At 66.2% G+C, this 12103-nt stretch carries 11 protein-coding genes; 2 read left to right on the top strand and 9 right to left on the bottom strand.

Annotated features, from left to right (window positions below):
* Nucleotides 1–311 precede the first annotated feature (311 nt).
* Genes BM019_RS12980 through BM019_RS12970 form a run of 3 tightly spaced genes read right to left on the bottom strand, consistent with a single transcriptional unit; the run spans nucleotide 312 to nucleotide 2895 of the window.
* Nucleotides 312–1490, bottom strand: a complete 1179-nt coding sequence (locus tag BM019_RS12980; RefSeq protein ID WP_092418486.1) for an acetyl-CoA C-acetyltransferase — start codon at nucleotides 1488–1490, stop codon at nucleotides 312–314.
* 14 nt (nucleotides 1491–1504) lie between these two features.
* Nucleotides 1505–2164, bottom strand: coding sequence for a CoA transferase subunit B (locus tag BM019_RS12975; protein ID WP_009043191.1), 660 nt, complete (start codon nucleotides 2162–2164; stop codon nucleotides 1505–1507).
* A gap of 32 nt (nucleotides 2165–2196) precedes the next feature.
* Nucleotides 2197–2895 (bottom strand): CoA transferase subunit A, encoded by a 699-nt coding sequence (locus tag BM019_RS12970; RefSeq protein ID WP_007920583.1) that lies wholly within the window; start codon nucleotides 2893–2895, stop codon nucleotides 2197–2199.
* Between the two features lie 158 nt (nucleotides 2896–3053).
* On the opposite strand from BM019_RS12970, the gene BM019_RS12965 reads away from it, so the two are divergent.
* Entirely contained in the window at nucleotides 3054–3959 is a 906-nt protein-coding gene (locus tag BM019_RS12965; protein WP_053260539.1) for a LysR family transcriptional regulator, read from the top strand.
* On the opposite strand, the gene BM019_RS12960 is transcribed toward BM019_RS12965, so the two are convergent.
* From BM019_RS12960 to BM019_RS12950, 3 genes are all read right to left on the bottom strand, one after another.
* The gene (locus BM019_RS12960) at nucleotides 3956–4795 is read right to left on the bottom strand and encodes an NAD-dependent protein deacetylase (RefSeq protein ID WP_085530435.1); all 840 of its coding nucleotides are present in this window, start codon (nucleotides 4793–4795) and stop codon (nucleotides 3956–3958) included. The two genes, BM019_RS12965 and BM019_RS12960, sit on opposite strands and share 4 nt — an antisense overlap.
* Before the next feature lie 129 nt (nucleotides 4796–4924).
* Nucleotides 4925–7150 (bottom strand): LTA synthase family protein, encoded by a 2226-nt coding sequence (locus BM019_RS12955; RefSeq protein ID WP_092418485.1) that lies wholly within the window; start codon nucleotides 7148–7150, stop codon nucleotides 4925–4927.
* A gap of 222 nt (nucleotides 7151–7372) precedes the next feature.
* Nucleotides 7373–8449, bottom strand: a complete 1077-nt coding sequence (locus BM019_RS12950) for an AbrB family transcriptional regulator (RefSeq protein ID WP_092418484.1) — start codon at nucleotides 8447–8449, stop codon at nucleotides 7373–7375.
* Nucleotides 8450–8577: 128 nt separating this feature from the next.
* Between BM019_RS12950 and BM019_RS12945 the strand changes: the two genes are divergently transcribed.
* Nucleotides 8578–9480, top strand: a complete 903-nt coding sequence (locus BM019_RS12945) for a LysR family transcriptional regulator (protein ID WP_092418483.1) — start codon at nucleotides 8578–8580, stop codon at nucleotides 9478–9480.
* 100 nt (nucleotides 9481–9580) lie between these two features.
* Here the strand turns inward: BM019_RS12945 and BM019_RS12940 are convergent, their stop codons facing one another.
* The 3 genes from BM019_RS12940 to BM019_RS12930 all read right to left on the bottom strand — a co-directional run bounded on the left by BM019_RS12940 (nucleotide 9581) and on the right by BM019_RS12930 (nucleotide 11917).
* Nucleotides 9581–10021 carry a CBS domain-containing protein gene (locus BM019_RS12940; protein ID WP_009043197.1) on the bottom strand — a complete coding sequence of 147 codons (441 nt, stop codon included), beginning with the start codon at nucleotides 10019–10021 and terminating at the stop codon, nucleotides 9581–9583.
* Nucleotides 10022–10195: 174 nt separating this feature from the next.
* Nucleotides 10196–11368, bottom strand: a complete 1173-nt coding sequence (solA, locus tag BM019_RS12935; protein WP_092418482.1) for an N-methyl-L-tryptophan oxidase — start codon at nucleotides 11366–11368, stop codon at nucleotides 10196–10198.
* 24 nt (nucleotides 11369–11392) lie between these two features.
* Entirely contained in the window at nucleotides 11393–11917 is a 525-nt protein-coding gene (locus BM019_RS12930; RefSeq protein WP_092418481.1) for a DUF2867 domain-containing protein, read from the bottom strand.
* Between the last annotated feature and the right edge of the window lie 186 nt (nucleotides 11918–12103).

The raw sequence follows: 12103 nt of genomic DNA, 5'->3' as shown, positions 1-12103 counted from the left end.
AAGGGCTGGGTGGCATACCGGGCTCTGCCCATGGGGGCTTGAGTGCTGTGATCCGGCTTCGACGGATAAGGCTCCACGCATCGGCCTGGACTGTTTCAGCCGTGAGTCAGTGGGTAGGAAGGCGTGGAAAACGAGTCTCGCCAGCCGCATGAGTTGAATGTAGCTGACGGATGGGGGGCTGCCAGCGGCCTCTGGCCGGCGTCTGCCGGGCCGCAAAACGAACCCGGCGCACCATGGGGTGCGCCGGGCGTATTGCCGGCCAGCCGCCGGATGTCGTGGGTCCGAGGGCCGGCCGTGGTGCGCGGTAAGCGTTAGCGTTCGATGGCCAGTGCCACGCCCTGGCCGCCACCGATGCACAGGGTGGCCAGGCCTTTCTTGGCGTCGCGCTTGAGCATTTCATGCAGCAGGGTCACCAGCACCCGGCAGCCCGAGGCGCCGATCGGGTGGCCGAGGGCGATGGCGCCGCCGTTGACGTTGACCTTGCTTGCGTCCCAACCCAGTTCCTTGCCCACCGACAGCGCCTGGGCGGCGAAGGCTTCGTTGGCCTCGATCAGGTCCAGCTGCTCCAGGGACCAGCCGGCCTTGTCCAGGCAGCGGCGGGTGGCCGACACCGGACCGATACCCATGATCGCCGGGTCGACCCCAGCGTTGGCGTAGGCGGCGATCTTCGCCAGTACCGGCAGGCCCAGGGCCCGGGCCTTGGCGGCGCTCATCAGGATCACCGCGGCGGCGCCGTCGTTCAGCGACGAGGCGTTGCCGGCGGTGACCGTGCCGTCTTTCTTGAAGGCCGGCTTGAGCTTGCCCAGGGATTCGGCGGTGGTGCCGGCGCGCGGCTGCTCGTCGGTGGCGAAGGCCACGGGCTCGCCCTTGCGCTGGGGAATCAGGATCGGGGTGATCTCATCGACGAAACGCCCGCCTTCGATGGCGGCCACGGCCTTTTGCTGCGAGGCGGCGGCGAAGGCGTCCTGGGCTTCGCGGCTGATGGCGTATTTGTCCACCAGGTTCTCGGCGGTGATGCCCATGTGGTAGTCGTTGAAGGCGTCCCACAGGCCGTCGCTGATCATGCTGTCGATCATCTGGCTGTGGCCCATGCGCAGGCCGGTGCGGGCACCGGGCAGCACGTAATTGGTCAGGCTCATGTTCTCCTGGCCGCCGGCGATGATCACCTCGGCGTCGCCGCAGCGGATCGCCTGGGCGCCCAGGTGCAGGGCCTTGAGGCCGGAGCCGCAGACCTTGTTCAGGGTCAGCGCCGGCACGGCGTGGGGCAGGCCGGCCTTGATCGCGGCCTGGCGCGCCGGGTTCTGCCCGGCGCCGGCGGTGAGCACCTGGCCCATGATCACTTCATCGACCTGGGCGCCGTCCAGGCCGGTCTGGGCCAGCAGCTGGCGGATCACCGCGGCCCCCAGGTCGACCGCGGGAATGTTCGCCAGCGAACCCTGGAAACTGCCGACCGCGGTGCGGGTGGCGGCAACGATTACGACGTCTTGCATGGTCTGGTTGCTCCTCAGGCGAACTGCATTTCAGGCACGTGGGCCGGCACGATCAGCTTGCCGGCGGTCTTGCCGACGATTTCCTCGACGCTCACGCCCGGGGCGCGCTCCTTGAGGATGAACGCGCCGTTCTCGATCTCCAGGTAAGCCAGGTCGGTCAGCACGCGCTTGATGCAGTTGGCGCCGGTCAGCGGCAGGCTGCAGCGCGACAGCAGTTTCGACTCGCCGTCTTTCGAGGCGTGGGTCATGGTGACGATGATGTTGTCCGCGCCGGCCACCAGGTCCATGGCGCCGCCCATGCCCTTGACCAGCTTGCCGGGGATCATCCACGAGGCGATGTTGCCTTGCACGTCGACCTCGAAGGCGCCGAGCACGGTGAGGTCGATATGGCCGCCACGGATCATCGCGAAGGATTCGGCGGAAGAGAAAATCGACGCGCCGATGCGCGCGGTGACGGTCTGTTTGCCGGCGTTGATCATGTCGGCATCGACTTCGTCGTCGGTGGGGAAGGCGCCCATGCCGAGCAGGCCGTTTTCCGATTGCAGCATCACTTCCATGCCGTCGGGGATGTAGTTGGCCACCAGGGTCGGGATGCCGATGCCGAGGTTCACGTAGAAGCCGTCCTGCAGTTCGCGGGCGACGCGTTGAGCCATTTGTTCGCGGGTAAGAGCCATTTTTTATTCTCCGTCAGTCGTTGGGCGGGCGATTACTTGCGCACGGTGCGCTGTTCGATGCGTTTTTCGAACGTGCCGCAAATGATCCGGTCGACGTAGATGCCGGGGGTGTGGATCTGCGTCGGGTCCAGCTCGCCCGGCTCGACGATCTCTTCGACCTCGACCACGGTGATCTTGCCGGCGGTGGCGGCCAGCGGGTTGAAATTCTGTGCGGTGTGGCGGTAGACCACGTTGCCGAAGTGGTCGGCTTTCCAGCCTTTGACGATGGCGAAGTCGCCGGTGATGGACTCTTCCATCAGGTAGGCGCGGCCGTTGAATTCACGGGTTTCCTTGCCGTCGGCGACCGGGGTGCCGACGCCGGTGGCGGTGAAAAAGGCCGGGATGCCAGCGCCGCCGGCGCGCATTTTTTCGGCCAGGGTGCCTTGCGGGGTCAGCACCACTTCGATTTCGCCGCTCAGCAGCTGCTTCTCGAACAGGGCGTTTTCACCGACGTAGGAGGCCACCACCTTGCTGATCTGCCGGTCTTCCAGGAGCACGCCGAGGCCGAAGCCGTCGACGCCGCAGTTGTTGGAGACCACGGTCAGGTCGCGGGTGCCGCGACGCTTGATCTCGGCGATCAGGTTTTCCGGAATGCCGCACAGGCCGAAGCCGCCGGAGATCACGGTCATGCCGTCCTTGAGACCTTCGAGGGCTTCCTCATAGGACGCCACGCGCTTGTCGAAACCTGCCATCTGCACATCCTCTTGTTATTGGTATTTGCGTTGCCAGCCGGCTGGCTGGCCGTATGAAGAGAGTGAGCAGCAGTGTTGCGCCAGGGGATTGATTTGTTAAGTTGATTTTTAAGGTTGATTGATAGATAAAACTCAACAGTCGATCCCGAGGGCAGAGCATGACCGTCAAACAGATCCGCGCCTTTCTGGCGGTGGCCCAGAGCCTGAGTTTCGCTGTGGCCTGCGAACGCCTGCACCTGTCGCAGTCGGCCCTGAGCCTGACCATCAAGGCCCTGGAGGACGGCCTCGGCGGGCGCCTGTTCAGCCGCAATACGCGCAACGTCGCCCTGACCCCGGAAGGCGAGGCGCTGGTGCCCCTGGCGCGGCGCCTGATCGCCGACTGGGACAACGCCGAGGACGAACTGCGCCAGCGCTTCACCCTGCAGCGCGGGCGGGTGACCCTGGCGGCCATGCCGTCCTTTGCCGGCAACCTGCTGCCGCCGATCCTCAAGACCTTTCGCGCGCGTTACCCGCAGGTCAACGTCACGGTCAACGACGTGATCAACGAGCAGGTGCTGGAGATGGTCCGCGACCGTCAGGTGGAATTGGGGGTGGCCTTCGAGCCGCAGCAAAGCGCATCGCTGCAATTCACCCCGCTGTACATCGACCGCTTCGTCGCCGTGGTGCCCAGCGATTCGCCCCTGGCCGACCTGAAGGACATCGACTGGCAATCGCTGCTGGAACAGCCCTTCATTACCCTGCAACGGCCGTCCACGGTGCGGGTGATGCTTGAAGAGCACTTGCTGGCGCGGGACATGAAATTGCCGGTGGAATTCGAAAGCCATCAACTGGCGACGGTGGGGCGCATGGTCGCCAGCGGCCTCGGCGTGAGCGCGGTGCCGGCCCTGTGCGCCGGACAGATGCGCGAGCTGGGCGCGCGCTGCATCACCCTGCGCGACCCGGTGGTGGAACGCGCCATCGGCGTGCTGACCAACCCCGGGCATGAGCTGTCGAGCGCGGCCCAGGCGCTGTTCGACATTTTGCGCGGGGCCGGTCTGGCTGAGCGCCTGTCGGGGGTTGCCTAGGAGCTCAGGCGCTCGGCCAGCAGCGGCAACAGCTGTTCGCAGGAGGCGGCGATCTTCAGGTCCAGCAGCTCGTCGGCGCGGGTCTTGCCGAAGTTGATGGCGATCAGCGGCTTGCCCTGGTCGGCCATGACCTTGCACAGGCGAAAGGCCGAATAGGCCATCAGCGACGAACCCACCACCAGCAGGCCGGCGGCCTGCTCGATGCTGTGCAGGGCCTTGGCCGCGGTGGCCTGGGCCACGTTCTCGCCGAAGAACACCACATCCGGTTTCAGCCGCTCGCCAGCGCAATGAGGGCAGCGGGGCACCTGGAAACGTTCCTCGAACACCGGGTCGAGCAGGGTGTCGCCGTCGGGCGCCTGCACCGCGTCGACGCCGGCCAGGTAGGGGTTGTGCAGTTCCAGCAATTGCTGGATCGCCTGCCGATCGCTGCGTTGGCGGCAATCCAGGCAGACCACCCGGTGCAGGTTGCCGTGCAGTTCGATCACATCGCGGCTGCCGGCCTGGTCGTGCAGGGTGTCGACGTTCTGGGTGATCAAGCCGGCGATTTTCTGCCGCGCCTGTAAATGCGCCAGGGCCTCGTGGGCCGCGTTCGGCCGGGCCTGGCGGATCCGCGGCCAGCCGAGCATGGCCCGTGCCCAGTAGCGGCGCCGGGCCTTGGGTTCGGCCAGGAACTCCTGATACATCATCGGTTGCTGGCCGCGCCGCACGCCGTCGTTGTCGCGGTAGTCGGGAATCCCCGAAGGGGTGCTGATGCCGGCGCCAGTGAGGACCATGAAGGGGCGCTCGGCCATCAGTCGCTGCAACTGCTCCAGAGGGGTGTCCAGGGTGTCGGTCATGTGCGTCCTCGTACTCCGGCGGTGGCGCTGTGGACCGCAGCGAGGCCATACCTTGTGCCTGACGAGGAGTTTAGACAAGGGCGCGGGAGCTGGGCGGTCGTGCTGCCGTCCAGCTCCCGGGGAGGCGATTCAGGAGGCGTGCGGGTTGTCGTCCTGGGGTTCTTCGCTGTCTTGCTCTTGCCCCGGCAGTTCGGTGATCACGCTGAAGTCACTGACTTCCACCGCGCCCAGGCCGTAGCCCAGCAGGTGGAAGGAGAAGGCCTTGCGCGATTCCGGGTTGGCGAAGCTGAAGTCCATTTCCAGCGGCTGGTCGGGGGTGACCAGCATCTCTTCCGGCAGGCCCAGGGGCACGTCCTGCTCGCGCTCCTTGCCCTTGAGCAGGATGTAGGCGTTCTGCTGCGGGTCGGCCGAACGCACGGTGAAGCGCACGCGGGTCAGCGAGCCCTTGGGCATTTCCAGGTACTGCGCGCCGATCAGGTTGTCGGCCCAGTCATCCTTGATCTGCGCTTGCAGCGGGATGATCGCCGGGCTGCCGAACTGGTAGTGCAGGTTCAGCGGCGATTGCAGCAGGGTGCGGTCCAGGCCTTCGGCCCGGGCGCTGATCTGGCGCGCCCGCAGGCCGCCGTACTGGCCCTTGAAGGTGGCGCTGTCGGCGATGAAACCGGTGCTTGCGTAGTAGCGGCAGCGCTGCTGGAAATCGCACTCGGTCAGGGTGCCCTGGCCATCGTGATAACGCAGCTTGCCGTTGGTGTAGGACATGATCTCCCGGCCCAGGGCGTAGTCGCGAAATAGCGAGCGACCGCTGAGGCTGTCCGGTACCTGGAAGCCGAAATAGTCGAGCACCGAGGCGCTCAGGTCGACATGGCCGTAGGTCCCGGACTTGAGCCGGGGCAACTGCGCCTGCTCCGGGGCGAGCATCAGGTTGAAGCCCCAGGACGAGGCCAGGCGCACGCCATCGATGCCGTGGGACTCGTCCGAGGTGATCACCACCAGGGTGTCCTTGAGCACGCCCTGGCGCTCCAGCTGGTCCATGAACTCACCGATGGCATCGTCCAGGTAGGCCACCGCGGCCTGCTTGGGTGTGTCGAAGCGGTTGAGGTAGTCCTCCGGGGCGGAGTAGGGCTGGTGGGTGCCGACGGTCAGCAGGGTGAGCATCCACGGCTGCTTCTGCTTTTTCAGCTGGCCGACATAGTCCAGCGCGCCTTCGAAGAAGGCCTTGTCGTCCTTGCCCCAGGGGAAGTCCAGGTAGTTGGCGTTGCTGAACCACTCCAGGCCGTGGGTCGAGTCGAAGCCGATGTGCGGCATGATCTTGTCTTTGGCCATGAAGCGCAGGCCGGCGCCTTGCAGGTAATGGGTATTGAAACCCTGCTTGCGCAGCTGGGCCGGCAGGCAGGCCTGGTTGCGCTGGCTTTGGGTCAGCAGCTCGATGCCCTTGGGCGTACCGTTGTCGAGCTTGTCGTAGTCGCCGCAGAGCATGGCGTACAGGCCGCGGATGGTCTGGTGGCTGTGCAGTACGTAGTCCGGGGTGTTCATGCCGCGTTCGGCCCAGGCGCTGAGCTTGGGCATCAGGTTGTCCTGGTAGCGGCTGTGCAGGGCCTCGCGGTTGGTCTTGATATAGGCCCCGGGAATGCCTTCCAGGGCGATCACCAGCACGTTGCGCGCCTGGCCCGGGGCGGCCAGCAACGGCTCGCCGTCGAGGTCGAGCTGGGTCAGGCCGGCCATCTGCACCGGCAGTTCGGGCACATCGCCTTCCAGCCATTGTTCCAGCTGTACCTGGCCCTGGCCGGCGGCGGCCGCGAGCAACTGGTGCGGCAGGTTGAACAGGCGCCATTGATCGGCTTCGCTGGGGTTCAGGTATTGCACGCCGCCGTGGGCCAGCCACAGCAGCGCCGGGGCGGTCCAGGCATGGCGTGGCAAGCGCGGGGCGCGGGTGCCGCGGGCCGCCCATTGCACGCCCAGCCACAACGCCAGCCCGGACAGCAGCGCCGCCGCCAGCCAGGGATGGGCCAGGCCGCCGCCGGTGGAGTTGCCGACGAACTGCGGGTCGAACAGGTAATGCAGGTCGGAGGCATTGGGCAGGCGGCCCACGGCGCTGACCAGCTCGGCGCTGGCGATGCTCAGCAGGCTCCACACCAGCAGCACCGGCAGGGCCAGCCACCAGGGCCGGCGGTACAGCAGCAGGGTCAACAGGCCCGCGGTGCCCAGGTCGGAAAGATAGCCCAGGGGGTCGGACCAGCCGAGCAGCGCGCGCGCCACCAGGGGCACGAGCAGCACCAGGCTCAGCAGTGCGCCGAGGGGGGCCAGGGGATGATGGAAAACACGCCGGATGAAATTCACGAAAAACCTGCCAGTCATTAAATCTTCACGCAAATGTGCGCCATGGTAACAACAGCCGGCGGCAAGACGTTTCTTATTCGCGAGGGAAATAAGCTTTCGGGCCGCTGCTGAAACGGCCCGGGGCGCTGCAGGGCGGTGGCTTGAAGCCTGTATTCAGGCGCCTGGCGGCGGGGCCTGGGAAGGGCGGATGGCGCTTGGATTTACTATTTCAGAGTGTTTAAAGACACGCGGCTCCAGGGTTCAGCGCGACCACTTGATGATCAGCCGGGCGAAAAAAGCGCCGCTGACGATCACCGCGAACAGCCGCAGGGTCTGCATGGCCAGCACCAGGCCGACGTCGGAGTGGGTGTCCACCGCGATGATCGTCATGGCGTCCAGGCCGCCGGGGCTGGTGGCGAGGTAGACCGAGAGGAAATCCTTGTCCAGCCAGTGCGCCAGCAGCCAGGCCGACAGCGCGCAGAGGGCGATCAGCAGCACCGCGCCGAAGATCATCGCCGGCAGGCGGGTCCAGACGTAGCGCACGGTCGGCCGGTCGAAGCGCAGGCCGATGTAGCAGCCGATGGCGCCATAGGCCAGGGCCAGCAGCCAGCCGGGCAGGGTGATGTGCAGCAGTCCGGAGATCTGCAGCGCGCCGCCGATCAGCAGCGGCACCAGCAGGGCCCCGGCCGGCACCCGTGAGCCGAGCAGCACGCCGAGCACGATGATGCCCAGGGTCAGGCCGAGGTTGAGCAGGGTGAAGGTCTGCAGCACCACCTCGGTGCTGTGGGCCTGGCTGCCGCCGGCAGGGACGCCGATCCAGTGGCCGGCCAGGGCGCCGATCATCACCACGCAGACCACTCGCACGTACTGCATGGTGGCCACCACCCGCGAGTCGGCGCCGAAGTCGTCGGCCATCGCGACCATGGCCGAGGCCGCCCCCGGCGCGGTGCCCCAGGCCGCGGTGCTGGGTGGCAGGCCGCCGAGGCGCACCAGCGCCAGGCCGACCAGTGCACTGAGGCAGACGGTGAGCAAGGTGGCGAACAGCATCACGTGCCAGGACTGGGCCATCGAGGCCAGCACCGCCATGGTCATGGAGTGGGCGGCCAGGACCCCGACCGAGCCCTGGCCGAGGCGGAAGGCCTGGCGTGGCACACGGATGCTGGCACCGCTGACGCCGAAACCGATGGCCACCAGCATCGGCCCGAGAAACTGCCCGGCAGGCACTTCGAAGTGGTTCAGCAACTGCCCGGCGCTGCCGGCGAGGATCAGCAGCGCCAGCCATTGCAGGGCAAGGGGCCAGGCGGACAGGGACAAAGGCGAGGGACGAGGCAAGGGCATTCTCCAGCGCGCTGGCCGTTCCTGTTGCGGGACCGTTGCTACCAGCGCTTCGGAGCAAATTATTGATAGCGCAATTGATCAAGTCCAGTTTCTAATTGTGATCAACCAATAACTCTGGTTTATCGATCATGGACCTGCGCGACCTGACCTATTTCGAAACCATCGCCGAACTCGGCCACCTCGGGCGCGCGGCGCAGAAGCTCAATCGCAGCCAGCCGGCGCTGACCAAGAGCATCCAGCGCCTGGAGGAGTCCTTCGGCACCAAGCTGTTCGAGCGTGACGGGCGGCGGATCAAGCTGACGGCGGTGGGCCAGTTGCTGCAACAGCGCGCGCGGCAGTTGCAGCAGAACATCGCCGAGACCCATCGCGAGGTGCGCGATTTTGCCAGCGGCGTGCTCGGCAATATCCGCCTGGGCTGTGCCGCCAGCATGGCCGAGCACTTGCTGCCGCAAATGACCGCGACCCTGCTGGAGCGTGCCCCGGACATCACCCTGAACCTGGTGATCGGCCAGGACGACGTGCTCCGCGAGTCCCTGCGTTCGGGGCGCCTGGACATGGTGATTTGCCCGCTGTCCGAGGGTGACCCGCACCTGAGCCATCACACCCTGTTCGAAGACCAGGCCGTGGTGGTGGCCAGCCGCGACCATCCGGTGTTCGACACGCCGATGCGCCTGCAAGACCTGTGCGACTACCGTTGGGTACTGCCGGGAACCGGGGTCTCGGCCCGCCGCTGGATCGACAATGTGTTCCAGAGCCACCAACTGCCATTGCCGTCGGTGCAGATCGAGACCAACACCATTTCCCTGCTGCCGCGGCTGATCGCCAAGACCAGGCTGCTGAGCTTCCTGGCCCGGGAAACCCTGGACGACTTCAAGGGCATCGCCCACCTGCGGGAAGTGCCGCTGGCGCAAACCCGCATGCATCGCAGCATCGTGGTACTGGTGCGGACCGAAGGCTACCTGTCGCCGGCGGCCCAGCTGCTTTTGGATTTGCTCAAGCGTGATGGGCGGCAGTTCTTCACCGCGGATTAAACGGCGCCTGGTAAGGGGCTACACACTGTGTGCTTCGCTCCTACAGAAGATAGGTGTGCGGGGGAATGTAGCCGCCCAAAGGCGGCTACCAGGGAGGAGGCTACTCGCCGCGAATGTACTGTTCCAGCTGGCGGATCAGGTTGGCCTGTTCGGCGATGGCTTCCTTGACCAGGTCGCCGATCGACAGCAGGCCCAGCAACTGGCCGTCTTCCACCACCGGCAGGTGCCGCAGGTGGCTGTCGGTCATGATGCCCATGCAGGTTTCCACGCTCTGGTGCGAGTCCACGGTGATCACCGGCGAACTCATGATCGCGCTGACCGGCGTGCCCACCGAGGAGCGGCCGTGCAGCACCAGTTTGCGCGCGTAGTCGCGTTCGCTGATGACCCCGACCACTTCGCCGTTCTGCATCACGGGCAGGGCGCCGACGTTCTTCTCGGCCATCAGCATCAGTGCTTCGAGCACCATCTGGTGGGGCGCGATGGTGTGCACTTGCTGGTTGTGTTTGGCCTTCAACTTCAGTACTTCAGCGACGCTCTTCATGGGGCGCTCCTGTTGTTTTGCCCAGGGCGGTCTGGCGCCGCCCCGCGGGGGTCTCTACAGAATCGTAGAGACTGAACGAAGGGGCAAGGTTGAAAGCGGCACCCACAGAAGGAAAAACGTCACTGAATCGTTTCTTCCCGGAAAGCGCCCCGTCACAGGGCATCCAGGCACCCCTCAATGGCCGAAGCGCGCCAGGGAAAATGCACTCAAATCGATCTCGCTGCGTCCGTCCACCAGCCGCTGGGCCAGGGCTTCGCCAATCGCCGCCGAGTGCTTGAAGCCGTGACCGGAACAGGCGCTGACCACCATGACGTTGGCCAGGCGCGGGTGCTCGTCGATGATGAAGTGCGAGTCCGGGGTCACGGTGTAGGCGCAGACCGCGGACTTCACCAGTCGCGGCGTGACCCCGGCGATAGTGGCCAGCACCAGGTCGCGGTACATCGCCTCGCTCTGCGCCGCGCTGACCTGGCGGTCCAGGTTGTCCGGCGTCGAAGTCTCGCGGTACTGCTCGGTGGCGATCTTCATGCTGCCTTCGCCGGGGATCGGCGGAAAGCCGTAGCAGGTCTGCTCGTCGCTGGCGCCGTGGACGATAAAACTCGGCGAGTGTTCGGGGAAGATCAGCGGTTCCGCCAACTGGTACCAGTACAAGGTCTGCCGGCACACCCGCAGCAACTTGTCGAACGGCGCGCCGAGCAATTGGCTGGACCACATGCCGGCACAGACCACCACCTTGGTTGCGCTGATACGTCGGTTCTGGCAGGTGACCTGCACCCGGTCCGGGGGGCTGTCGATATCCAGCACTGTCTCGCCGGTGATCAGGGTCGCGCCCAACTGGCGGGCCAGGGTCAGCTGCGCGTCGATGCAACGCTCCGGCCGCACATAACCGCCGCCGGGCTCGAAGTAACCCAGGGCGCTGTCGTGGATCGGCGCGAACTGCGGGAAGCGCTGGCGGATCTGCGCGGCGTCCAGCACCTCATGTTCGATGCCGAATTGGCGGGCCAGGGCCAGGGTGTTTTCGGTGAAGTCCGGCGCGCCGTCCTGGCCGCTCGGGGTAGCGCTGGACGTCATCACCAGCACCCCGCATTGCTCGAACAACGGCGCATCCTGCTGCGCTTCCAGCTCGCGCCAGATCTGCTGCGCGCGGATCGCCAGCGGCACATAGGCGGCGCCTTCGCCCACGGCCTGGCGGGTGATGCGGGTGTCGCCATGGCTCGAACCCTGGTCGTGGGGTGGGGCAAAACGGTCGATGCCGGCCACCTTCACGCCACGCTTGGCCAACTGGTACAGGGTCGCGGCGCCCATGGCGCCCAGGCCTACTACAACAACGTCGAACTCGGGTGTCTGCATGGCAGTGTCCTTGAATGTGGCGGCTCAGCGGCGATTGATGTTGGCCAGGGTCATGGGCGCGATGAGCCGATGGAACGGCGCCACCGGCAGCATGTACAGGCGCCCCAGCAGGTTGTGCGGGTGGACCACGGTGGACAGCACCACCGGGCGTTGGCCTTCGGCGGTCAGCGGCAGGCGATTGAGGGACAGGTACACGTCCAGGTGCTGGTCGCGGTCCACCACCAGTACCTCGTCGGGGGCCTGGGCAACCAGGGTGAAGATGCCGACCCGGTCGTCCGGCCGGTAATCCTCGTCCGCCCTGGTCAGGTCGATGTGTGTCAGGCGCCCGAGGTCCTTGAGGCCGAACAACTGCACCACGCGGTTGCGCAGGCCCATCATCCGGTCGATCCAGGCCGGGGTCTGGCTCATCAGGTTGAGCAGGTGGCGCATGGCCGTGCGCTCGGGGTCGTTGGCCAGGACCTGGCGGCAATCGATGAAGCTCGCCCCGACGGCCAGGTTGGCAATGCTGGACGGGCTGGGCAATGGACAAGGCTGGACGGCGGTCTGCATCGATACGTTCCCTGTAGAAGTGGCGGCGCCTGGCTGCGCCGCGAGCGGCAAAAAATAGCATTGTTTGTGGTTGGGGGATTCGCCGGATGATGCAGCGACCCTGTAGCCGCTGCCGAGCCCGCGAGGCTGCGACAAGGCCCGCAGGGCCTTCATGGGGCTTGAGATCGCCGCGTCCCTTCGGGCCGA

This window comes from Pseudomonas sp. NFPP07 (assembly GCF_900115645.1).
Taxonomy (GTDB): domain Bacteria; phylum Pseudomonadota; class Gammaproteobacteria; order Pseudomonadales; family Pseudomonadaceae; genus Aquipseudomonas; species Aquipseudomonas chlororaphis.
The sequence above is the reverse complement of the archived record's forward strand: the minus strand, read 5'-3'. Positions and strand labels throughout refer to the sequence as shown.